This window comes from Glutamicibacter protophormiae (assembly GCF_016894325.1).
In the GTDB taxonomy this organism is placed as follows: Bacteria; Actinomycetota; Actinomycetes; order Actinomycetales; family Micrococcaceae; genus Glutamicibacter; species Glutamicibacter protophormiae.
On the sequence record NZ_CP069806.1, the window covers coordinates 2,303,295 to 2,326,411 of the forward strand.

At 64.4% G+C, this 23,117-nt stretch carries 21 protein-coding genes; 3 read left to right on the forward strand and 18 right to left on the reverse strand.

Features of this window, described 5'->3' with window-relative positions; translation table 11 throughout:
* Positions 1-63: 63 nt before the first annotated feature.
* Positions 64-429, forward strand: coding sequence for a hypothetical protein (locus JQN66_RS10730; protein WP_204674885.1), 366 nt, complete (start codon positions 64-66; stop codon positions 427-429).
* An 11-nt stretch (positions 430-440) separates the two neighbouring features.
* On the opposite strand, the gene JQN66_RS10735 is transcribed toward JQN66_RS10730, so the two are convergent.
* From JQN66_RS10735 to glnA, 4 genes are all read right to left on the reverse strand, one after another.
* Positions 441-908: a nucleoside deaminase gene (locus tag JQN66_RS10735; protein WP_204674887.1), complete on the reverse strand. Its 468-nt coding sequence runs from the start codon at positions 906-908 to the stop codon at positions 441-443.
* A gap of 160 nt (positions 909-1,068) precedes the next feature.
* Positions 1,069-1,563 carry a DUF1990 family protein gene (locus JQN66_RS10740; RefSeq protein ID WP_239463985.1) on the reverse strand — a complete coding sequence of 165 codons (495 nt, stop codon included), beginning with the start codon at positions 1,561-1,563 and terminating at the stop codon, positions 1,069-1,071.
* Between the two features lie 2 nt (positions 1,564-1,565).
* A complete protein-coding gene (locus JQN66_RS10745; protein WP_204674889.1) occupies positions 1,566-4,592 on the reverse strand; it encodes a bifunctional [glutamine synthetase] adenylyltransferase/[glutamine synthetase]-adenylyl-L-tyrosine phosphorylase in 3,027 nt (1,008 codons plus the stop codon).
* A 54-nt stretch (positions 4,593-4,646) separates the two neighbouring features.
* The gene (glnA, locus tag JQN66_RS10750; protein WP_204674891.1) at positions 4,647-5,987 is read right to left on the reverse strand and encodes a type I glutamate--ammonia ligase; all 1,341 of its coding nucleotides are present in this window, start codon (positions 5,985-5,987) and stop codon (positions 4,647-4,649) included.
* A gap of 135 nt (positions 5,988-6,122) precedes the next feature.
* Here glnA and panB point away from each other — a divergent pair, with 135 nt between their 5' ends.
* The gene (gene panB, locus JQN66_RS10755) at positions 6,123-6,959 is read left to right on the forward strand and encodes a 3-methyl-2-oxobutanoate hydroxymethyltransferase (protein WP_204674893.1); all 837 of its coding nucleotides are present in this window, start codon (positions 6,123-6,125) and stop codon (positions 6,957-6,959) included.
* Positions 6,960-7,055: 96 nt separating this feature from the next.
* Here panB and JQN66_RS10760 read toward each other — a convergent pair whose 3' ends face one another.
* Positions 7,056-7,250, reverse strand: coding sequence for an SPOR domain-containing protein (locus JQN66_RS10760; protein ID WP_188946688.1), 195 nt, complete (start codon positions 7,248-7,250; stop codon positions 7,056-7,058).
* 132 nt (positions 7,251-7,382) lie between these two features.
* Between JQN66_RS10760 and map the strand changes: the two genes are divergently transcribed.
* Positions 7,383-8,258 (forward strand): type I methionyl aminopeptidase, encoded by an 876-nt coding sequence (map, locus tag JQN66_RS10765; protein ID WP_204674895.1) that lies wholly within the window; start codon positions 7,383-7,385, stop codon positions 8,256-8,258.
* Between the two features lie 89 nt (positions 8,259-8,347).
* On the opposite strand, the gene nrdR is transcribed toward map, so the two are convergent.
* The 13 genes from nrdR to murG all read right to left on the reverse strand — a co-directional run bounded on the left by nrdR (position 8,348) and on the right by murG (position 23,064).
* A complete protein-coding gene (nrdR, locus tag JQN66_RS10770) occupies positions 8,348-8,836 on the reverse strand; it encodes a transcriptional regulator NrdR (protein ID WP_047119477.1) in 489 nt (162 codons plus the stop codon).
* A 70-nt stretch (positions 8,837-8,906) separates the two neighbouring features.
* Positions 8,907-10,271: a histidinol dehydrogenase gene (gene hisD, locus JQN66_RS10775; protein ID WP_204674897.1), complete on the reverse strand. Its 1,365-nt coding sequence runs from the start codon at positions 10,269-10,271 to the stop codon at positions 8,907-8,909.
* 88 nt (positions 10,272-10,359) lie between these two features.
* Positions 10,360-13,869, reverse strand: coding sequence for a DNA polymerase III subunit alpha (gene dnaE / locus JQN66_RS10780; RefSeq protein WP_239464213.1), 3,510 nt, complete (start codon positions 13,867-13,869; stop codon positions 10,360-10,362).
* Between the two features lie 181 nt (positions 13,870-14,050).
* Positions 14,051-14,998 carry an RluA family pseudouridine synthase gene (locus JQN66_RS10785; protein WP_204674901.1) on the reverse strand — a complete coding sequence of 316 codons (948 nt, stop codon included), beginning with the start codon at positions 14,996-14,998 and terminating at the stop codon, positions 14,051-14,053.
* Positions 14,995-15,573: a signal peptidase II gene (gene lspA, locus JQN66_RS10790; protein ID WP_239463986.1), complete on the reverse strand. Its 579-nt coding sequence runs from the start codon at positions 15,571-15,573 to the stop codon at positions 14,995-14,997. Before lspA ends, JQN66_RS10785 begins: the two co-directional genes overlap by 4 nt.
* A gap of 108 nt (positions 15,574-15,681) precedes the next feature.
* Positions 15,682-16,407: a DivIVA domain-containing protein gene (locus JQN66_RS10795; protein ID WP_188946682.1), complete on the reverse strand. Its 726-nt coding sequence runs from the start codon at positions 16,405-16,407 to the stop codon at positions 15,682-15,684.
* Between the two features lie 228 nt (positions 16,408-16,635).
* Positions 16,636-16,932 (reverse strand): YggT family protein, encoded by a 297-nt coding sequence (locus JQN66_RS10800; protein WP_204674905.1) that lies wholly within the window; start codon positions 16,930-16,932, stop codon positions 16,636-16,638.
* A gap of 24 nt (positions 16,933-16,956) precedes the next feature.
* On the reverse strand, positions 16,957-17,508 hold the full coding sequence (locus JQN66_RS10805; protein ID WP_188946680.1) for a cell division protein SepF: 552 nt from the start codon (positions 17,506-17,508) through the stop codon (positions 16,957-16,959).
* A gap of 126 nt (positions 17,509-17,634) precedes the next feature.
* Positions 17,635-18,354: a purine nucleoside phosphorylase YfiH/LACC1 family protein gene (locus JQN66_RS10810; RefSeq protein WP_204674908.1), complete on the reverse strand. Its 720-nt coding sequence runs from the start codon at positions 18,352-18,354 to the stop codon at positions 17,635-17,637.
* 20 nt (positions 18,355-18,374) lie between these two features.
* Positions 18,375-19,556 carry a cell division protein FtsZ gene (gene ftsZ, locus JQN66_RS10815; RefSeq protein WP_188946678.1) on the reverse strand — a complete coding sequence of 394 codons (1,182 nt, stop codon included), beginning with the start codon at positions 19,554-19,556 and terminating at the stop codon, positions 18,375-18,377.
* A gap of 217 nt (positions 19,557-19,773) precedes the next feature.
* A complete protein-coding gene (locus tag JQN66_RS10820; RefSeq protein ID WP_204674910.1) occupies positions 19,774-20,508 on the reverse strand; it encodes a cell division protein FtsQ/DivIB in 735 nt (244 codons plus the stop codon).
* 32 nt (positions 20,509-20,540) lie between these two features.
* The gene (gene murC, locus JQN66_RS10825) at positions 20,541-21,938 is read right to left on the reverse strand and encodes a UDP-N-acetylmuramate--L-alanine ligase (RefSeq protein WP_204674912.1); all 1,398 of its coding nucleotides are present in this window, start codon (positions 21,936-21,938) and stop codon (positions 20,541-20,543) included.
* Positions 21,939-21,942: 4 nt separating this feature from the next.
* On the reverse strand, positions 21,943-23,064 hold the full coding sequence (gene murG / locus JQN66_RS10830; protein WP_188946675.1) for an undecaprenyldiphospho-muramoylpentapeptide beta-N-acetylglucosaminyltransferase: 1,122 nt from the start codon (positions 23,062-23,064) through the stop codon (positions 21,943-21,945).
* Positions 23,065-23,117: the final 53 nt, after the last annotated feature.

The following is a 23,117-nucleotide window of genomic DNA, read 5'->3' on the forward strand; positions in this document are numbered from 1 at the left end:
CAACGCCGGGTTCCACCAACAGGTGGAACCCGGCGTTGTTTTGTCCCGAGGTAGGCTGGCGTCATGGACATTTCAACCTGGGTCAGCGTACAGCGCGACGACGCAGAAACCGTGGGCTATCTCGACCCTGCGGATCCCGACTACACCCTGGTGACCCCGCGCAACGTCCTGGGCCACGCTGTAGCCGACGCCTGCGGGTATCTGGACGGCGAACAGCTGCTGCTGGAGCGCGGCATCAGCGAGGTGATGACCGCCTGGGTGCTGGATTCCGGCTCCCGCGATGCCACCGAGCTGCTGACCATACTGGAGGTCTCGCCACACGGCATCGTGCTGGCCAATGCGCTGCAGACCAAGGCCCTGCAGCCCACCGAACGCATCCACGTGCCTTGGCCGGATGTGCAGCACCGACTGGCGCCAGGCCGGCCCTGAAACAACGACGGCTAGTATTCCTGCTTGTCCTCCTTGGCAGTCCATGCCTCGAACGCCGCCAGGGCCGAGGCCAGCTCGACCTTGGTGAACGGGATGCGCCGTTCGCTCATTGGCAGCTCCAGCTCGGTGTAGATGAAATCGTCGTCGAAACCGATGTTCGCCGCATCCTGCCGGTCGTTGGCATAGTAGACGTGCTTGAATCGCGCCCAGTAGATGGCGCCGAGGCACATGGGGCACGGCTCGCAGCTGGTGTAGAGCTCGCACTGGGACAGGTCGAAGGTTCCCAGCGCCTGTCCTGCTTTGCGGATCACGTTGACCTCTGCGTGGGCCGTCGGATCGGAATCATGCACCACGGTGTTGTAGCCGGCGGCAATGACCTTGCCGTCCAGTACCACGACCGCCCCGAACGGGCCGCTGTCGTTGCTCTCCAGCGCCAGCACCGATTGGTCGACCGCTGCCTGCATTAGCTGTGGATCCATGTCCTGCTCCCCCTCAAACGATCGGCGTTGCCGGGCAATCCGGGGACGCCGAACCGAAAATTTTGCACTGCGTGCCCAGCCTATCCCCTGATCAGGCGCGGGTGCGAGGGTCTGCAGTAAATTCATGGTGTTGCCGCCGTCGCGCTGGTGCAGATGGCGTTCAGGACCTGCGCTGGCGCAGCGCCCGCAGGTAGCGCCACCGGGTGAGCTTCTGCGCGCCCAGCAGCAGCCAGAAGACCGAACGCCAGACCCCACGGTCCGAGGCGGCTGTGAGCGATCGGATTTCCAGGAACACCGAGGGCCCCAGCCGGCGCAGGATGAAGGCTTCCTCCCCGGAGACCGGATGCCCGGGCAGCGTGCGATAGGCGAACCCCACCACGTCGTCGGCTTCAACGACATCCACCACCTCGACGGGTTCGTGGATCGACGCCGGTCCCACCGGGACGATGATCTGCGGCCTGGCCCCGCTGCGGACCTTATCCTGCGGGCTGATGCGGAATCCGCTGCGGGTCTTCACTTCCCAGCGCAAAAGCGCTGCCGCCGACTGCTCCCAGAATGCGTCGCCCGAGCCCAGGTAGGTTTGGCGCCGCCACGCCCGGTAGCCGCCGGGCGCCGGGTTCCAGTGCTCCTCGCGAATCCGTGTCCGGGTCGTCAAGGCTAGTCTTCGAAGCCGTAGAACAGCTGCTCGAACAGCGCCCGGGAGTGCCGGGTGGCGCGCAGGTAGTCTTCCTCGAGCTCCATGCCGGTATTCGGCTCGTAGCCGCACCAGCGGGCCACTGCTTCCATGTCCCTGGCGGAGCTGGGCAGTACGTCGCTGGAGCGCCCCGAGGTGATGATCTCGGCGGACCGGATGCGGGTAGCCAGGCGCCAGGCCATGTCCAGCACCTCCGCCTGCTCCTCGGTGATGATTTCCAGGGCGGCGAGCTGGTCCAGCGCGATGAGCGTGGACGGCGTGCGCAGCTCCTGGTGCTTCCAGGCGTAGCGCAGCTGGTAGAACTGCACCAGCCATTCGACGTCGGACAGCGAGCCCCGGCCGAGTTTCAGGTGCCGGTTCGGATCCGCCCCGCGCGGCAGCCGCTCGGCCTCCACCCGGGCCTTGATCTTGCGGATCTCCTTGATCTCCGCCTCGTCCAGGCCGCGGCCGTAGCGGATCGGCTCGATCAGCTCCATGAAGTCCTGGCCCAGCTGCTCGTCGCCGGCGAACGGGCGGGCGCGTTGCAGCGCCTGCCGCTCCCAGACTTCGACCCAGCGCTCATAGTAGGCGGCATAGGAATCGAAGGAGCGCACCAGCGCGCCCTGGCGGCCCTCGGGGCGCAGATCGGAGTCGATCTTGAGCTTGACCTCGGCAGGGATGGCCGGTTTCAGCGGCTTCGAGCTCCACGACATCAGTTCGGTGACCACGCGGGAGGCCTGTTCCTGGGCCTGCTGTTCGGTCGCGCCCTGGACCGGGCGCTGGACGTAGAGCACGTCCGCGTCGGACCCGTAGCCGATCTCCTGCCCGCCCTGGCGGCCCATGGCGATCACGGCGATGCGAGTGTGTTCCCCGTGCGCGACCTGGTCGGCGGCCAGCAGCACGCGCAGGATCCCGTCGATCATGACTCCGTCGATGTCCGACAGGGCCTGGCCCACCTGGTCCACCTTCAGCAGGCCCGCGCCATCGGCGAGTGCGACGCGCAGGATCTCGCGGCGGCGTACGAGCCGGATCTGCCGGATGGCCGCCTCGGGCGCCTTAGTGCGCTGGATGATGGAGGTGTTCTGCTGCTCAAGGCTTTCGCGGCTCAGCGGCATCAGCGAGCTGTCGGTACCCAGCCAGGCTGCTGCGGCCGGTTCGTTGGCCAGCAGGTCGGTGAGGAAGCGGGTATTGGACAGCAGGTGGCTCAGCCGCTCGGCGGCGGCGTTGGTGTCGCGCAGCATGCCCAGGAACCAATGGGTCTTGCCCAGCGACTCGCTGAGCCGGCGGAACCCGAGCAGCCCGGCATCCGGGTCGACGCCGCGGGCGAACCAGTCCAGCAGCACCGGCAGCAGCTGGCGCTGCAGGGCCGCCCGCCGGGAGACTCCCCCGGTCAGCGCCTCGATATGGCGCATCGCGGCCTTCGGATCCAGGTAGCCCAGGGCGCGCAGCCGGGCTTGCGCCGATTCCGCGGTGAGCCGGACATCGTCCGCTGAAAGGTTGGAGCTGCTGACCAGCAGCGGGCGATAGAAGATGCGCTCATGCAGCGAACGCACCAGCCGCTTGGTTTCGTTCCAGCGGCGTAGCAGCTTGTCTGGGCTGGTGGCCTGCAGGTCCCCGGCTCCGCGAATAGCCCTGGCCAGCACGCGCTGGGCGTTTTCGTTGCGCGGCATCAGATGGGTGCGGCGCAGCTGGCTGAGTTGGATACGGTGCTCCAGCAGGCGCAGGAAGCGGTAGGAGCCGTCGAAGTTGGTGGCGTCCTCGCGGCCGATGTAGCCGGTCTCGCTCATCGCGTGGATGGCCAGGGTGGTGGTGGGCACCTGGATGGAGGGTTCCACCCGGCCGTGGACCAGCTGCAGCAGCTGCACGGTGAATTCAACGTCGCGCAGCCCGCCCGGGCCCAGCTTGATCTGCCAGGGCACGTCGTCCTTGGAGATGTTGTCGCTGACCCTCCGGCGCATGGCCTGCACGGATTCAACGAAGCCGTCGCGTTCGGAACTGGACCAGACCATGGGCGAGACCATGCGTTCGTAGGCCGCGCCCAGGTCCTTGTCTCCGGCGATGGCGCGGGCCTTGAGCAGCGCCTGGAACTCCCAGGAGTGTGCCCAGCGGCGGTAGTACGCTTCGTGCGAGGACAGCGTGCGGGTCAGCGCCCCGTCCTTGCCTTCGGGGCGCAGGTTGGCGTCCACTTCCCACAGCATCGGTTCGGGGCCCGGTACCATCAGCGCGCGGGCGGCATTGCCGCACAGCACCGTGGCGATGGCGCCGGCCAGGTCTTCTTCGATGCCCGGAAGCGAGCCATGCACGTAGATCACGTCCACGTCGGAGATGTAGTTCAGTTCGCGCGCGCCGCATTTGCCCATGCCGATGACCGACAGCTTCACCTGGTCGACCTGCTCCGGGGTGTACTGCTCCCCCGCTTCGGCGCGGGCAATGGCCAGCGCCCCTTCCAGGGCGGCCGCGGCCATGTCGGCCAGTTCGGCGGCGACCTGCGGCATGACCCACTGCGGCTGGGCCGAGCCCAGGTCGCGATAGGCCAGCGAGAGCAGCGCCAGCCGGTAGCTGACGCGCAGCTTCTGCCGTGCCTCGGCCCCGGTGCAGGAGGCGACCCAGTGGCCGTTCGGCGTCTGCATGGCGCCCACCGAGTCGAGCATGTCGCTGCGCAGCTGGTCGGCGGGTACGCCGGTGAACCCGGTGGACGGCGCCTGCGCCACGATCTGCAGCGCGTCCTCGCAGCGGATCAGGAATTCGCCCAGTGCCGAGGAACTGCCCAGCAGCCGGATCAGCGCCTGGCAGCTTTCGGCCTGCAGGAAGATCTTCGCCGCCTGCGGGTGGCGGTCCACCAGCCGCAAGGCCAGCAGCAGGGCCTGGTCGGGGTCCGGCGCATGCGCCATCATCTTCACGATCAGCTCCGGGTCCAAGGCGGACAGCTCCTTGGAATCAAGGAACTTCTTGGCCCGTTCAATGTCGGAGAACCCGGCGTTGATCAGGGATCGCGAGGAAATTTCTGTCATGGCGTGAACGTCGGCTCCTGACTGTGTGACGCGCGGCTGCGCGCCGGGATCCGCTTAGAGGATCCCCAGATATTTATCCAGCTCGTACGGGGTGATGATCTGTCGGTACTCTTCCCATTCGGCGCGCTTGTTGGCCAGGAACGAGTTGAACACCTGCTCGCCGAGGATCTCCGGCATGAGCTCGGATTCCTCCATGGCGCGCAGCGCGTCATGCAAGCTGCCCGGCAGCGGCACGTGGCCCGAGGCCCGGCGCTCGGCGGTGGACAGGCTCCAGACGTCGTCCTCGGTCGGATCCTCCAGCTCGTAGCCATCGCGGATGCCCTTCAGGCCGGCGCCCAGCAGGCAGGCGTAGGCAAGGTACGGGTTGGCGGCCGAGTCGATGCCCCGGTACTCCACGCGGGCGCTCTGGCCCTTGCCCGGCTTGTACAGCGGCACGCGCACCAGGGCGGAGCGGTTGTTGTGCCCCCACGAGCGGTGGCTCGGGGCTTCTCCCCCGCCCCACAGCCGCTTGTAGGAGTTGACGAACTGGTTGGTGATCGCCGTCATTTCCGGCGCATGGTGCAGGATGCCGGCGATAAACGACCGGGCGACATCGGAAAGCTGGTACTCGCGGCCGGCTTCGAAGAACGCGTTGACGTCGCCTTCGAACAGCGAGAAGTGGGTGTGCATCCCGCTGCCCGGATGCTCGGCGAACGGCTTGGGCATGAAGGTGGCGTGGATGCCCTTCTGCATGGCCATTTCCTTGATGACGGTGCGGAAGGTCATGATGTTGTCCGCGGTCTGCAGGGCGTCAGCGTAACGGAGGTCGATTTCGTTCTGGCCGGGGCCGGTCTCATGGTGGGAGAACTCCACCGAAATGCCCAAGGCTTCCAGCGTGGTGACCGAGGCGCGGCGGAAGTCCTGTCCGACGCCGTCCGGCACGTGGTCGAAGTACCCGCCGTTGTCGATCGGCTGCGGACGGCCTTCGGCGTCCAGCTCGGAGTTCTTCAGCAGGTAGAACTCGATCTCCGGGTGGGTGTAGCAGGTGAAGCCCATGTTCGCCGCTTCATTGAGCTGGCGCTTGAGCACCTGGCGGGGGTCGGCGTTCGACGGCTGGCCTTCGGGGGTGAGAATGTCGCAGAACATGCGCGAGGTCGGCTCGACCTCTCCGCGCCAGGGAAGCAGCTGGAAGGTTGCCGGATCAGGTTGCAGCAGCATGTCGGATTCGGAGATCCGGGACAGCCCGTCGATTGACGATCCGTCGAAGCCGAGACCCTCTTCAAAGGCGTCTTCGACTTCTGCGGGTGCCAGCGCAACAGACTTCAGTGAACCAACCACATCGGTAAACCACATGCGCACAAATCGAACGTCACGTTCTTCAATGGTGCGCAGCACGAATTCCTGCTGACGATCCATATTCCACCGCCTTGTAAATGCTAGAGTCCGGTGCCCATCAGGCCCGTAGTTATGTTGACCTGTTGCAAGACTATAACGTTTCGACCTCGTTAGCTGTGCAAGCACCGCCTGCGCCAAGTGCGATAAAGTCGTTTCATGCCTCAACCATACGTAGCGAACCCTGAAAAAGGCCCGTCCCGCATCCGGGTTCATCATCTGCAGCAAGCCAAGGAACAGGGCGAAAAATTCGCCATGTTAACCGCATATGACGTCATGATGGCCGAGATTTTCGATGAAGCGGGAATCGAGATCCTGCTTGTGGGTGATTCCGCCGCCAATACCGTCATCGGATACGAATCCACGCTGCCCATCAGCATTGACGAAATGATCATCTTCACCAAGGCCGTCGCCAACGGAAGCAAGCGCGCCATGGTTGTCGCCGACCTCCCGTTCGGCAGCTACGAGCAGTCCCCGGCCCAGGCCGTGGAAACCGCCGTCCGGTTGATGAAGGAGGGACATGCGCACGCAGTGAAGATGGAAGGCACCGCCGCCTACGCCGACCACGTGCGCGCCATGGTCTTGGCCGGGGTCCCGGTCATCGGGCATGTGGGATTCACCCCGCAGTCCGAGCACGCCCTGGGCGGCTACCGCATCCAGGGCCGCGGCGACGCCGTGGAGAGCATGAAACTCGATGCACTGGCCCTGCAGGATGCCGGAGCCTTCTGCATCCTGATGGAAATGGTCCCGAGTCCTGCCGCCAAGCTGATCGACGAGGCGTTGGCGGTGCCGACGATCGGCATCGGCGCCGGGGCATCGACGACCGGGCAGGTGCTGGTCTGGCAGGACATGCTGGGATTGGGCGGCCGCCGCACCCCGAAGTTCGTCAAGAAGTACGCGGACCTGCGCACGATCGTCTCCGGTGCGGTCAGCGCCTACCACCAGGACGTGCTGGCCGGGACCTTCCCGTCGGCCGAGTACGAGTTCGACAAATAGCAGCCGGCTGGCAGCAGCCATGGCAACAAACAAACCGGTGCGCGCACCCCTGCAGGGGTGCACGCACCGGTTTTTTCATGCGCGGAGGCGGGCCGCCTATTCGTCGTCTTCGTCTGCCGCGTCCCAGGCCTCATTGCGCGCCTGCACTTTTTCCAGTGCAGTGCGGGCTTCGGCCTCGCTGTCGTAGGGGCCGAGCAGCTGGGACCAGTCCGACTGCGCGCCCTTCTCGATGGTCTTCGTGTTCACGTTGTACCAGTACTGCCCCTCGCCAGGGGTGCCTTCTGAGCTCATCGCCCGCTCCTTCAGGTGGATTGAAGTCTGCCTACCTCAACGCTAGCGCACCGCGAGGGATTTCAGTGTGAAATGCGTTGTGCCCTGAGCTCATCCACGAAACCGGGGCCAGCCGGGCGATAGAATATGTGCATGGCTACTGTTGCAACTGCACCAATCGGAAATCTCACCGCGGGCGTGGTCTCCCCACAGCTCCCGGTACCCAAGCACATTGAACGTCCGGAGTACGTGGGCAAGCTCGAACCTGCCAAGAACACCGCTTCCGAGGTCAAGAGCCCCGAGGTCATCGAGCGCATCCGGATTGCCTCGCGCATTGCAGCCCAGGCGCTGGCCGAGGTCGGCAAGGCCTGCCAGCCAGGCACCACCACCGATGAACTGGACCGCATCGGCCACGAGTTCCTCCTGGACCACAACGCCTACCCCTCCACCCTGGGCTACCGCGGCTTCCCGAAATCCCTGTGCACCTCGCTGAATGAAGTGATCTGCCACGGCATCCCGGACTCCACCGTCCTGCAGGACGGGGACATCATCAACATCGACATCACCGCCTTCATCGGCGGGGTGCATGGTGACAACAATGCGACCTTCCTGGTGGGCGACGTGGACGAGGAATCCCGCCTGCTGGTCGAACGCACCGAGAACTCGCTCAAGCGCGCCATCAAGGCGGTCATGCCGGGCCGCGAGATCAACGTCATCGGGCGCACCATCGAAAGCTACGCCAAGCGCTTCGGCTACGGCGTGGTCCGCGACTTCACCGGCCACGGCGTGGGAGAGGCCTTCCACTCGGGTTTGATCATCCCCCACTACGATGCCGCCCCCGGATACAACACGCTGATCGAGGCGGGCATGGTCTTCACCATCGAGCCGATGCTCACCCTGGGCACCGTGGAATGGGACATGTGGAGCGACGACTGGACCGTCACCACCCGCGACAAGAAGCGCACCGCCCAGTTCGAGCACACCCTGCTGGTCACCGACTCGGGCGCAGAGATCCTGACCCTGCCCTAAGGCCCGCGCCGCAGCGGCGCCAAAAACAGCGAAGGCGTTGGCCGGCCCCGGAAGGGGCCGGCCAACGCCTTCTGGCGTATCCCGAAGGATCAGTCTGCAGTCAGCGGACGCTGGGTCCCCTGCGGGGCCTTGCCTCGCTGTTCGCGCAGCTTCTCCATGGCCGCCTCGAAATCCTGCAGCGACTGGAAATTGTGGTAGACGCTGGCAAAACGCAGGTAAGCCACCTCGTCCAGGCGCGAGAGCGGGTCCAGGATTGCCAGGCCCACTTGGTGGGCCGGGATCTCCGCGGCGCCGGAGGTGCGCACGGCCTCCTCGACTTCCTGGGCCAGGATCGCCAGATCGTGATCCGTGACCGGCCGGCCCTGGCAGGCCTTGCGCACGCCGTTGATCACCTTGTTGCGGGAGAACGGCTCGACCGCTCCGGATTGCTTCAAGACGCTCAGGCTCGCGGTCTCGATCGTGGTGAAACGCCGCGAGCACGCGGTGCACTGGCGGCGCCGACGGATGGAGACGCCATCATCGGCAACTCGGCTATCGACCACACGCGAATCGGGGTTGCGGCAATAAGGGCAGTTCATGGCACCTCCAACTCATTGCTAAATCGGGATTCCAGACGGCATAACGCCCGGAATCCTCACATGTCATGTATTAGTTTAGCGCTTTGTGCGCATTTCGCACCGCGACCGCGTCGCCGTGGGCCGGAAGATCCTCCGCATTGGCCAAATTGATGACGTGCGCGGCGACGTCGCCCAGCGCCGACTTGTCATAGCTGATGACCTGGACGGCCTTCAGGAAGGTGTTCACGTTGAGCCCCGAGGCATGCAGCGCGGTGCCGCTGGTCGGCAGCACGTGGTTGGATCCAGCGCAGTAGTCGCCCAGCGATACCGGGGCGTAGTCGCCCACGAAAATCGCTCCGGCGGCGGTGATGCGGGCGGCGTCCTGCGCGGCGTTGGCGGTCATGATTTCCAGGTGCTCGGCCGCGTAGGCGTTGCAGACCTCAACCCCCTGGTCCAGGTCCTTGACCAGGATGATCGCGGATTGGCTCCCGGTCAGCGCCTGGCGGACGCGTTCGCTGTGCTTGGTGGCGGCGACCTGGACGTCGAGCTCGCCGCGCACGGCCTGAGCCAGCGCCGGCGAATCGGTCACCAGCACCGCGGCGGCGTTGGCGTCGTGCTCGGCCTGGGAGATCATGTCGGCGGCCACGAAGTCGGCCTTGGCGGTGCCGTCGGCCAGGATCGCGATCTCGGTGGGGCCGGCCTCGGCATCGATGCCTACCACGCCCTTGACCAGGCGCTTGGCGGTGGCAACGAAGACGTTGCCGGGGCCGGAGATCACGTCGACCGGCTCGATGCCGCCGCGTGCATCATCGGGCATGTCCACGCCGTAGGCGAAGGCCGCCACGGCCTGGGCGCCGCCCATGGCGTGCACCTCTTCGATGCCCAGCAGCTTCGCGGCGGCCAGGATGGTCGGGTGCGGCAGTCCTCCGAATTCCTTCTGCGGAGGGCTGGCCAGGGCCAGGGACTGCACGCCCGCGGCCTGGGCCGGGACGGCGTTCATGATGACGGAGGACGGGTAGACCGCCAGCCCGCCCGGGACGTAGAGGCCCACCCGGCGCACCGGCACCCAGCGCTGGGTGACCGTTCCGCCATTGCTGTAGTCCACCACGGCATCGGAGGGCACCTGCGCGGCGGCGAAGCGCCGGGCGCGCGAGATCGATTCCTCCAGCGCCTGGCGGACCTTCGGATCCAGGTCGGCCAGCGCCTTGTCCAGTTCGGCTTGGGGAACGCGTGTATGGTCCAGTTCCACCTGGTCGAATCGCCGGGCCAGGTCCCTGAGCGTGGCCATGCCATGGGAGCGTACGTCGTCGATGATCTGCTGCACGGTTTCGGCGGCGGTCTGCGAGTTCACGGCAGGGCGCGGCAGGTTGGCCTTGAGCTGGGCGTAGCTGAAGTCCTCGGTACGCCAGTCGAGGGTTGCGAGTTCGGAAAAGACGGATACTGGATTGGAAGTCACGAACCCATTTTAACGCCGATGACCGGGCGCGGCACCCATTGGTTACCTCGCCCGGTCATCTGCTGTTGCGCGCCGGCGTGCCGGAGGGCTACACGTCCAGGCAGTTGGGGCCGAGCAGAACCTTCAGGTCGCCGAACAGCGCGGGGTTCGGGTTCACCCGGAAGTTCATGCCCAGGCGCATCAGCGAGGTGCCGCGGCTGCCGGTGAGCTTCACCCGGACCTCGGTATTGCCGCTGTGGGTGCGCAGCACGTCGCCGAGCTTCTGCACCAGGGATTCGGTGGCCTTGTGGGTCGGAATGCCGATGACCACCGGGCCGCCGTTGGCGTCCTCGGACAGCTCGGGGATCATCATCTCCTGGGCGTTCAGGGTGATGGATCCGTCGTCGCGGCGCTGCACGCGCCCCTTGATGACCACGATCAGGTCATCGGCCAGCACCTCGGCGATCGGCTGGTAGGCCTGCCCGAAGAACATGACTTCCATGGAGCCCGAAAGGTCCTCCACCTCGCAGCGCGCATACGGGTTGCCGCTCTTCTTGGCGATGCGCCGCTGCAGGCCGGAGATCATGCCCGCTATGGAGATGATGTGGCCGTCCTGCGGCCCGTCGTCGGAGAGTACGTGGGTCACGGACATGTCCGCGTACTGTTCCAGCGCTGAGCCCAGGCCCTGGAGCGGGTGATCGGAGACGTAGAGTCCGAGCATGTCGCGCTCGTAGGCCAGTTTTTCCTTCTTGTCCCAGTCCGGCAGGTCCGGGACCGCGACGGTCATGGCGTCCGACGCTTCGGAGGGATCCAGCGCGCTGAACAGGTCGAACTGGTTGGCCGCCTCGTTGCGCTTGAGCTGGATGACCGAGTCCACGGCTTCTTCGTGGATGGCAACGAGCGCACGGCGCGGGTGGCCCATGGAGTCGAAGGCGCCGGCCTTGATCAGGGATTCGATGGTGCGCTTGTTGCAGACCACCGCCGGGACCTTGTTCAAGAAGTCGCTGAAGTCGGTGTAGGCGCCCTTTTCCTTGCGTGCCTGCACCATGCCGTCCACGACGTTGGAGCCGACGTTGCGGATCGCGCCCATGCCGAAGCGGATGTCCTTGCCCACTGGGGTGAAGGTCAAGGCCGATTCGTTGACGTCCGGCGGCAGCACGGTGATGCCCAGGTGGCGGCACTCGTTCAGGTACAGCGCCAGCTTGTCCTTGTCATCGCCCACCGAGGTCAGCAGCGCGGCCATGTATTCGGCCGTGTAGTGCTCCTTGAGGTACGCGGTCCAGTAGGACACCACGCCGTAGGCCGCAGAGTGGGCCTTGTTGAACGCATAGTCGGAGAAGGGCAGCAGGATGTCCCACAGGGCCTGCACGGCCTCCATTGTGAAGCCGTTGTCGGTCATGCCCTTCGAGAAGCCGGCGAACTGCTTGTCCAGTTCCGACTTCTTTTTCTTGCCCATGGCACGGCGCAGGATGTCTGCCTGCCCCAGCGAGAAGCCGGCCAGCTTCTGCGCGATGGACATGACCTGCTCTTGGTACACGATCAAGCCGAAGGTGCCGCCCAGGATTTCCCGCAGCGGTTCTTCAAGCGTCGGGTGGATGGGAGTTTCTTCCTGCAGCTTGTTTTTGCGCAGCGCGTAGTTGGTGTGCGAGTTGGCGCCCATGGGGCCCGGGCGGTACAGCGCGAGCACCGCGGAAATGTCTTCGAAGTTGTCCGGGCGCATCATCTTCAGCAGCGAGCGCATCGGACCGCCATCGAGCTGGAACACTCCCAGGGTGTCGCCGCGGGCCAGCAGCTGGTAGGTGGACGCATCGTCCAGGGGCAGGGTCTCCAGGTCGAGGTCCACCCCCTTGTTGGCCTTCACGTTCGCCAGCGCGTCGGAGATGATGGTGAGGTTTCGCAGGCCGAGGAAGTCCATCTTGATCAGCCCCAGGCCTTCACAGGTCGGGTAGTCGAACTGCGTGATGACCTGGCCGTCCTGGATGCGCCGCATGATCGGGACAACATCGATGATCGGATCCGAGCTCATGATCACGCCGGCGGCGTGCACACCCCACTGGCGCTTCAGGCCTTCCAGGCCCTTGGCGGTTTCGAAGACTCGTTTGGCTTCGGGGTCGTTGGCCACGAGGTTGCGGAAGTCCCCGGCCTCTGAGTAGCGCTTGGAGTCCGGGTTCTCGATGTCGTTGAGCGGGATGTCCTTGGCCATCACCGCAGGCGGCAGCGCCTTGGTGAGGGACTCGCCCATGGAGAAGGGGTAGCCCAGCACGCGCGAGGAGTCCTTCAGCGCCTGCTTGGTCTTGATGGACCCGTAGGTCACGATCATGGATACGCGTTCATCGCCGTACTTCTCGGTCACGTATTTGATGACTTCCGAGCGGCGGCGATCATCGAAGTCGACGTCGAAGTCGGGCATGGAAACGCGTTCCGGGTTCAGGAAGCGCTCGAAGATCAGGCCATGGACCAGTGGGTCGAGGTCGGTGATGCGCATGGCGTAGGCGACCATGGAGCCTGCACCGGAACCGCGTCCCGGGCCGACGCGGATGCCGTGGTCCTTGGACCAGTTGATGAAGTCCGCCACGACCAGGAAGTAGCCGGGGAAGCCCATCTTGATGATGACGTCGAGTTCAAAATCCGCCTGCTTGCGCGAAGCCTCAGGGATCCCGTTGGGGTAGCGGTAGTGCAGGCCCTTGTCGACTTCCTTGATCAGCCAGCTGGTCTCGTCCTCGCCGGGCGGGCAGGGGAACTTCGGCATGTAGTTGGCGTTGGTGTCGAAGGTCAGATCCACGCGGTCCGCGATTTCCAGCGTGTTGTCGCACGCCTCCGGGAATTCCTTGAACAGCTCGCGCATTTCGCGCGCGCTCTTCAGGTAGTAGCCGGTGCCGCTGAAAGCGAAGCGGCTGCCGCCCTGGTCATAGGTCGGCTCATCCAGCGTGGAACCGGAGTTGATGGCCAGCAGCGCTTCGTGGGCCTTCGCGTCGGACTCGTGGGTGTAGTGCAGGTCGTTGGTGGCGACCAGGGGAATGGCCAGTTCCTTGGCCAGGCGCAGCAGGTCCTTGGTGATGCGGCGTTCGATCTCCAGACCGTGGTCCATGATCTCGCAGAAGTAGTTGCCCTTGCCGAACAGGTCCTGGAATTCGGCGGCCGCGGCCTTGGCGGCGTCGTACTGGCCCAGACGGAGCTTGGTCTGCACCTCGCCCGAGGGGCAGCCGGTGGTGGCGATCAGGCCCTCGTGGTGGTCGCTGAGCAGCTCGCGGTCCCAGCGCGGGTACTTGCCGAAGACGGAGTCCAGCGAGGCGCGCGAGGAGCCCTTGAAGAGGTTGTCCATGCCCGTGTTGTTGTATGACAGCAAGGTCATGTGGTTGTAGAGGCCGCCGCCCGAAACGTCGTCGCCTTTCTGGCGCTCCTCGGTACGCCACTTGACACGCGTCTTGTCGGTGCGGTGGGTGCCGGGGGTGACATAGGCTTCCACGCCGATGATCGGCTTGATGCCTGCACCGGTAGCCTGGCGCCAAAAGTCGAAGGCTCCGAAGAGGTAGCCATGGTCGGTGATGGCCATGGCCTCCATGCCCTGGCGGTTGGCCTCGGCGAAGAGTTCGCCTAGTCTGGCCGCCCCGTCCAGCATGGAGTATTCGGTGTGTGTATGAAGATGGACGAATCCGTCACGTGTCGCGCTCACCAATCCAGTCTAGCGACAGCCGGCGCGGAAGTCTTCGACCCCGAACCAGGTGTGGGAAGAGATACAGCCGCCGGGAAAATATTCCAGGCGGCTGCAGCCCTGCCATGAGCGCGGGGTTCTCCTGCTGCTAGTAAGTCCCCTCGCGCAGGAGCTCCAGGGCTCCGGACAAGTCCGAGGGGTATTCGCTTTCGTATTCCATCCACTGCCCGGTCACGGGGTGCTCGAATCCAAGTCGCTTGGCGTGCAGCCACTGCCTGGTCAGGCCCAGCGCCGCCCCCAGCTTCGGGTCGGCCCCGTAGGTCTGGTCTCCGGCGCAGGGGTGCCCGAACGCGGAGAAATGCACACGGATCTGGTGGGTGCGCCCGGTTTCCAGATGCACCTCTACCAGGCTGGCGCGGCCGAAGGCCTCGATGACCTTGTAATGGGTGACCGAGTTGCGTCCGCCATCGAGGACGGCAAACTTCCAATCGTGGCCCGGATGCCTGCCGATGGGTGCGTCGATAGTCCCCTCCAGCGGATCGGGCAGGCCTTGGACGACCGCATGGTAGATCTTCTTCGGCGTACGCTCCTTGAAGGCGCGCTTCAGGGCGCTGTAGGCGCGTTCGGACTTCGCGACCACCATCAGGCCGCTGGTGCCCACGTCGAGACGGTGCACGATGCCCTGGCGCTCGGAAGCACCGGAGGTCGAGATCGTGTAGCCCTCGGCCATCAGTGCGCCGACGACGGTGGGGCCGACCCAGCCCGGCGACGGGTGGGCCGCGACGCCCACCGGCTTGTCGATCACGACATAGTCGTCATCGTCGGCGATGATCTTCAGATCTTCCACGGCTTCTACCCTGATTTCCAGCGGGTCGGCCTGGGCCGGTATGGACACCGACAGCTGATCCCCCGCTTTGAGCTTTAGTGACTTGGCAATAGTTTTCCCGTTGACCTTCACGTGGGAGTCCTTGCACAGGCTCGAGGCCAGGGTGCGCGGGATCTGCAGAACGCGAGCCAGGTACGCGTCCAGCCGGGAGCCGGCGTCGGCATCCTGAACCGACAGCTCGTGGTGCGCTGCGTCTACGGCGGGGGTCATGCCGCAGGCTTCTGCGGATCGTCGCCGTCGCCTGCGGATTCCCCGTCCTTGGGCTTGTCCCCGATGGTGCCGTCCAGGTTGATGCCGCGGATGAGCATGTATGCGACCACGATCATGGAGCAGACGATGAACGAATCGGCGACGTTGAAGATCGCGAAGTTCGTCACAGAGAACATGTCCACCACGTGGCCGAAGCCGAAGGCCGGTTCGCGGAACAGCCGGTCGCCCAAGTTTCCGAGCACCCCGCCCAGCAGGCAGCCGAGCACGATCGCCCAGCTGCGGATCTTGACCCGTCGGAACAGCAGGTAGGTGACGACCACGGCGACGGTGGCCTGAAGGATGGTGAACACGACGGTGAAGTTCTCGCCCATGGAGAAGGCGGCACCCGGGTTGAGGATGTAGTGGATATCGAAGAACCCGGGAATCACCTCAAAAGACTCGCCCAGCTTCATATTGTTTTCGACCCAGAGCTTCACACCCTGGTCAAGGAGCAGGGCAATCAGGGCGATGATCAAGCCGAGTCCGGTGTAGCGTTTGGCCTTTGCGGCGGCGCTGCCCGCTTGTGGTTCACTCACGGTGTTACCCATTAATTCCTTTTAAACGTCATCGGTGGTGCCGGACAGAATCCGGGCACCACCGATGATCTTACTTTATGGCCAGTTCATGCGTTGAACTGCAAGCAGTTAGTTGGCCTTGCCTGCTGCGCCATCGATCGAACCCTGCGACTCGAGGTCGCGCAGCTGTCCTTCGATGTAGGTCTTCAGGCGAGCACGGTAGTCGCGCTCGAAGCCACGCAGCTGCTCAAGCTTGCGCTCGAGGACAGACTTCTGCTGCTCCAGGGCAGACAGGGTCTTGCGGCTCTTCTCTTCGGCCGAGGTGACCAGGGAGTTTGCCTCGGTCTTGGCGTCGGAGATGATCTTGTCGCGCTGCTCAACACCTGATGCGACGTATTCGTCGTGCAGGCGCTGGGCCATGGCCAGAACGTTGGCAGCCGATTCGGCGGAAGGAGCGACGGCCGGCGCTGCAACTGGAGCTGCTTCGACCTTCTTCTCCGCAGGCTTGGCGGCAGGAGCCGCTTCGACCTTCTTCTCCTCTGCCGGCTTGGCAGCTGGGGCCGGAGTAGCCTTGGCTTCTTCGGCAGGCTTGGCTTCAGCCTTCTTTTCCTCTGCCGGCTTGGCAGCCGGAGCAGCGGAAACTGGGGCCGGAACAGACTGTTCCTTGGCTACAACGTTCGCGTCTTCGCCAAGTTCGCTCAGACGGCGGCGGAGAGTTTCGTTTTCACCGGTTAGGCGACGCAGCTCCACCACGATCTCGTCGAGGAAGTCATCTACCTCGTCCTGGTCGTAGCCTTCACGGAACTTGGTCGGCTGAAAGCGCTTATTGACTACGTCTTCTGGCGTCAAAGCCATTGGGTCACCTCAATGCTGGGATCATTTTCGCAAGGCCTTAGATTGGCCCTGCGAAACACTTACCGTTCTTCAGTGTCGCGACCGGTGAAGTCGGAGCACTATTTCCTAAAGGATATAACGATTTGGACACTAAACACGAAATCGGGTCTTCACCCGAGTCTCTTTTTCTTTGAATCTACCTTGTAAGCGCTGAGCCTACAATCCTTTTGCTGAAGGAGAAACTCCTACTCAAATACCTGTGCTCGCCCCCAGATTGCCGATGATTACCTTCGCGATCATGACGACGATAAAGAAGATCAAAAAAGACAGGTCAAGGCGGATTCCACCCAGATCCAGCGGCTTGATCTTCCCTCGAAGCCACCGCAGCGGCGGGTCCGTGATCGACACGACGACCGACGCAACGACCAGCGCGATGCCCTTGGGACGCCAGTGGCGGGCAAAGTTTTCAGTTATGTCCAGCACAATTCGCATCAGAAGCAGAATTTGCAGGATCGCCAATGCGAGATAAATAATCCCGAACACCATTTTTGTGCGCTCGCTCCTGGCGTCTTAGCTCTGGTTGAAGAAGGTAGCCTGGGCTTCGGACTGCTTGCGGTCCTCACCCAACACCTCAACGGTGGACGGCGAGAGCAAGAACACCTTGTTGGTGACTCGCTCGATCGATCCGTGCAGCGCGAAAACGAGGCCGGCGGAGAAGTCCACCAAACGCTTGGCGTCGGTTTCACCCATGTCGGTGACGTTCATAATCACCGGAATGCCGTCACGGAAGTTCTCACCGATGATTTTGGCATCGTTGTAAGAACGAGGGTGCACGGTTGTAATCTGACGCAATTCGGAATCCTCATCCCTCACTGAAGGGGCACGCTTGATGGGGGTCACCGGTGCACGGTATTCGGCATCCGGTTCTGTGGCAATTGGTTGCGGAGCGGCAGCGCGAACGACTGGCTGCGGGCGCGGGGATTCAGCGGGACGCTTCGGAGCAGGGTCTTCGACGACGCGCACCTGAGGCTTCGGCTCTGACTTCTCTACCACAGCCTCTTCGTGCTCGACGGCGTCCGCCAAGCCGAGATAGACCATTGCCTTGCGCAGTCCGTCAGCCACGATAATTCTCCTAGTTTGTCCCGTTCATGCACCCCATGCATGATTCCGCTACTTCGACGCTACCGCACAGAATTCAGGTAGCAATGTTCATTCTTGATTTTCTCACCGGTGTGTCGCACACGGGTGTTACCCGCGCCAAACGAGTCCCGCCAGACGGCCCGACTCAGTAGATCTGCGGTATGAAAAAAATCGCTCGTCTTCCAAAGTGCAGACTCCGCAGAGACGGACGTGGACATCCAACAGCTCAAGCTCCCGGGCCGCGGAGGCCGGAAGATCCAGGGCGTCGGTTCCCCAGGAGGTCTTGCTGCGGATGCCGGGTCGCTGCCGTTCCGATTCCTCGGCCATCTGCAGCGGCACTTCGTAGCAGTTGCCGCAGATGGAAGGGCCGATGACCGCTTCGATCTGCACCGCTCCGTGGGATCGCAGCTGCTGCACCGTCTTGGAGAGTATTCCGTCGAGCAGCCCTCGGCGTCCGGCGTGGGTCGCGGCGGTGAGGCTGCTGCCGGTCTCCGGGTTGCGCCCCACGAAAAGCACCGGCAGGCAGTCGGCGACCATGACGGCCAGCGGTTCAAGGCCCGTGGGGTCGATCAGCCCATCGCAGGTCGGCGCCTCCGGTTCACTCCGCGAGGTGCGTTGTGCACCGTCGACGGCATGGATCCGCGCGGAATGGACCTGATTCATGAAATTCAGGGAAAAACGACGAACCCCGATCGAGTCCTCCAGCCTGGCCCGATTCTCCGCCACGCGGCGGGGATCGTCGTTCACGTGCAGGGCGAGGTTTCCCTCGGCCTGAGATGTGAAGGCCAGCTGAATACTCGGATCGAGGTTCGACGCGAAATGTAGCACTGCTCAGCTTCCTGCTGTTCTTACTTCAGGAAGTCCGGGACATCCAGGTCATCGTTGGAGCCGTTGAGGTCCGAGTCGACAACGTCTGGCAGGTCCTGGAAAGGGTTCTGCTCGGCGGCAGGCTTCTCTACAGGCACCGGCGCGGCCGGCGGAACGACGGCTGGAGCAGCAGGAGCGACAGGTGCAGCTGGCTCTGCTGCACGGCTGACGGCTGGCCTGGATGCGGCCGGTGCGGACATCGGCTTGCTGGTCACGTCCGGCTCGTCGAAGCCTGCGGCGATCACGGTCACGCGCGCTTCATCTCCCAGGGCATCGTCGATGACGGCGCCGAAGATGATGTTCGCTTCCGGGTGGGCGACTTCCTGGACAAGGCGCGCGGCTTCGTTGATCTCGAACAGGCCGAGATCCGAGCCGCCCTGGATGGACAGCAGCACGCCGTGCGCACCGTCGATGGAGGCTTCCAGCAGCGGCGAGGCGATGGCCAATTCGGCCGCCTTGACCGCGCGGTCCTCGCCACGGGCCGAACCAATGCCCATGAGCGCAGAGCCTGCGCCCTGCATGACGGACTTGACGTCGGCGAAGTCGAGGTTGATCAGGCCCGAGGTGGTGATCAGGTCGGTAATGCCCTGGACACCGGAGAGCAGGACCTGGTCGGCCTGGCGGAAGGCATCCAGAACCGACACGTTGCGATCCGAGATGGACAGCAACCGGTCGTTTGGAATAACAATCAGCGTGTCGACTTCGTCGCGCAGCGCCTCGATGCCGGACTCCGCCGAGTTGGCGCGGCGGCGTCCTTCGAAGGTGAATGGACGGGTGACCACACCGATGGTCAGCGCGCCCAGGGAGCGTGCGATGCGGGCAACGACGGGAGCGCCACCGGTACCGGTGCCGCCGCCTTCGCCAGCGGTGACGAAGACCATGTCGGCGCCGCGCAGGACGTCTTCGATCTCCTCGACGTGGTCCTCGGCTGCCTGACGGCCGACCTCTGGGTTGGCGCCTGCGCCCAGTCCGCGAGTCAGTTCACGTCCAACATCCAACTTGACGTCGGCATCGCTCATGAGCAGAGCTTGAGCGTCGGTATTGATGGCGATGAATTCAACGCCCTTCAAACCGACTTCGATCATACGATTGACTGCGTTTACACCGCCACCGCCGATTCCGACGACTTTAATGACCGCGAGGTAGTTCTGTGGAGCTGCCACGTCCCGCTTCCCTTGTTAGATGTGCTACATGAATCCGACCCAAACCGAAACCTTCACCCTTAGCCTGAAGGTTAGGTTTCTGTCAAGCGATCGTTATTAAGAACGCTATGAGTCGTATGGTCTTTGTGCAACGACCGCCGAGGCGTGTCGCTACTTCAAAACTATCTTTCCAGAATTTCGGCTGAGAATGTTCATCCCGCGCCCAAGCCTGACGTACTTAATAGGTCACCGGATTTTCCGGGTTGGAGACGTCGATGGTCTTCTTCGCCTCCGCGCTGTCCTTGGAGTTATTCAGGAAAATCTGTGTGACTTGATTTTTCAACGCGGCGTTGTCCCCGTTGCCCCAAATCAGTGTACGCTTCTGCGGCAGGGCAAGCTCCATGAATCCCGCTTCAGTCAACGAGGCGGTGGAAACCTGTTCCAGCACCTTGGCATCCACACCGCTGAGAATCGAGGTCAGCAGCTTGAACTGCTCGGGATCCTTGGTCGCGTCCGAGGCCTTGATCTTCGGCAGCTTGGTCTTGTCCTTGGCACCGAGCTTCTTCAGCTTGCCTCCGGTGTCGGAAACCAGATAGTTGGTTTTGCCGTCCACCAGGATCGCCACGGGCACTTCCTCATGGATTTCAACCACCAGGGTGTCCGGCATCTGGGCCCGAACCACGATGCTGTCGATCGCCGGCTGCTCGCCGAGCAACTCTTCGACCTTGGCCTCGGAGATCCGCGGCAGCGGAGTGCCTTCCAGGGGAGCCAACGACTCCAGCAGCTGCTTTTCACTCAACAGCTTGGTCCCGGTCACCTCGATCTTCTTGGCGGCCAGCACCGGGGAGAAACTCAGCACCAACACCACGACCAGGCTGAGCACCACGATGGCGGCGCCGCCGATGAGCATGATCTTGCGCCGTCTCTTCTCCGGACTGGGCGGAAGTTCAACGACCTTGGCTTTTTCGTCCATGGATTCCTCGGATTGCGTTCGTCGAGCGGTTCTCAGGACAGCGCGTCGAGCAGCTGGCCGGCGAGATAGGTGACGTCGCCGGCTCCCACGGTCATGATCACATCGCCGGGCTCGGCGTTTTCCACCACATGGGCCACGGCCGCCTCCGGCGTGAACACGTGGGCAGGCACTTCGACGCGTTCGGCGATCAGCTCGCTGTTCACACCCTCGATGGGCTCCTCGCGCGCCGGGTAGATCTCGAGCAGGGTTACGGTGTCAGCGAGCGAGAGCGCGCTGGCGAACTGGCGGTAGAACTCCTTGGTGCGGGAGAACAGGTGCGGCTGGAAGAGCACGTGCAGCTTGCCCTCCCCTGCCATTACGCGGCCGGCCTTCAGCGCGGCGGTGACCTCGGTGGGGTGGTGCGCGTAGTCGTCGTACACCCGGACGCCGTCGGCTTCGCCCTTGAATTCGAAGCGGCGGGCAGCGCCGCTGAAGCCGGCCAGGGCTTCGAGCGCGTCGTCCACGTCCACCCCGGCGTCGATGCCCACCGAGAGGGCGGCGGCGGCGTTGAGCAGGTTGTGCTGGCCCGGCACCGCGAGATCCAGGATGTGCTCCTGGCCGCTGCCCCATTCGATGGTGGCGGCGAACCGGCCGTTGTCCAGGGCGCGCGCATCGCCCAGACGGCGGTCCGCGTGGTCGGAGAAGCCGTAGGTCTGCACGCGCAGGTCGCCGCGGCTCTGGCGCATCTTGTGCGCAAGCTCATTGGCTCCGGGGTCGTCGGCGCAGCAGATCAGCAGCCCGTCTTCCGGCAGCAGCTGGGCGAAATCGACGAAGGCCTGGTGCACCGCCTCGGCGGTGCCGTAGTGGTCCAGATGGTCGGCCTCGACGTTGGTCACGATAATGACGTCCGGGCGGTAGTTCAGGAACGACGCATCGGATTCGTCGGCCTCGGCCACGAAGTAGCCGCCGTTGCCCAGTTCCGCGTTGGTGCCCAGGCTCGGGATGTTGGCGCCCACCGCGAAGCTCGGCGCGGCGCCGACGGTCTTGAGCATGTGGGCGGTCAGCGAGGTGGTGGTGGTCTTGCCGTGCGTTCCGGCAATGGCCACGACGCGGTCATGCCCGCGCATGGTTGCTTCCAGCCCCTCGGAACGGTGCAGGATGCGCAGGCCGCGGCGCACAGCCTCGTCGTATTCGGGGTTGCCCGGCTTGATGATCGAGGAGATCACCACGGTGTCCGCGTCGCCGAGGTGCTCCGGCGCGTAGCCGACATGGATGCGCGCCCCGCGTTCGCGCAGCCCGTCCATGACCGGCAGGTCCTTGGCGTCGGATCCCGAAACGGTCAGCCCGTAGTCCAGCATGAGCCTGGCTACGGCGGAGACGCCGACACCGCCGACGCCCATGAGGTGTACCTTGCCCAATTCGGCCTTGAGTTCGTCGGCTCGCTTCGACATGTTTCTAGCCTTCCTGTCCCGAGTGGACCCGGGATGAAACTTCGGTGATGATCTTCCGTGCCATGATCTGCGCGGCGTCGCGCCGTCCCAGTGAGGAGGCGGCCTGCGACATCTGCTCCAGTTTATGCTGATCGCCCAGCAAGGGGATGACCTGCTCGGCGATATAGCCGGCGGAGAAGTCCTTGTCGTCGACCAGCAGCGCGCCGCCAGCCTGGACGAGTTCGCGGGCGTTGAGCTTCTGCTCGCCGTTGCCGATGGGCAGCGGGACCAGCACCGAGGGGGTGCCGGCCACTTCGAGTTCGCAGACGGTTCCGGCGCCCGAGCGGCAGACCATCAGATCCGCCGCGGCGTAGGCGTAGTCCATGCGGTCCACGTATTCGACCTGCGTGTAGCCCTCGTGGGCCAGCAACGCTCCGGTGGCGTCGGTGAGCTGCTTGCCGCGCCCGGTGATGTGCACGGTGCGGATGCCGGCGGCGTTCAGCTGCTGGAGGCTCTGGGCGACGGCATTGTTCAGGCTCAGCGCACCCGAGGAGCCGCCGGTGACCAGCAGCACCGGGCGGTCGTCGGTCAGCCCGAAGTGGGCCCGGGCCTCCTCGCGCAGGGCGGCTCGGTCCATGGTGGCCACGTTGGAGCGCATCGGCATGCCGACCTGTTCCTCGCCGGGCAGCCCGGTGCCGGCGAAGGTGGTGCCCACGGCGGCGGCGTGCTTGGCGCCGAGCTTGTTGGCCATGCCGGCCTTCGAGTTCGCTTCGTGCACGAAGATCGGGACGCCCAGCTTCTTGGCGGCCAGGTAGGCCGGGGTGCAGACGTAGCCGCCCACCCCCAGCAGCGCCTGCGCGTTGCTTTGGCGCAGCACCGCCTTGGCCTGGTTCACGGCCTTGGCGAAACGGAAGGGGAACTTCAGCAGATCCAGGTTGATGCTGCGCGGCATCGGCGCCTTGGGGATCAGTTCCAGCGGGTAGCCGGCTTCCGGCACCAGTCGGGTTTCCAGTCCCCCGGGCGAACCCAGCGCGGTGATCTGGGCGGCGGGGTTGTCCTGCTTCACCGCGTCGGCGATGGCCAGCATGGGCGAAATGTGCCCGGCCGTGCCGCCGCCGGCAACTACCAGTCGAATCGGTTCGCTCATGGTGCTGGTTTACTCCTTGGGTTCGTCGGCAGCGGGTGCCGGAGTTCGGTCGG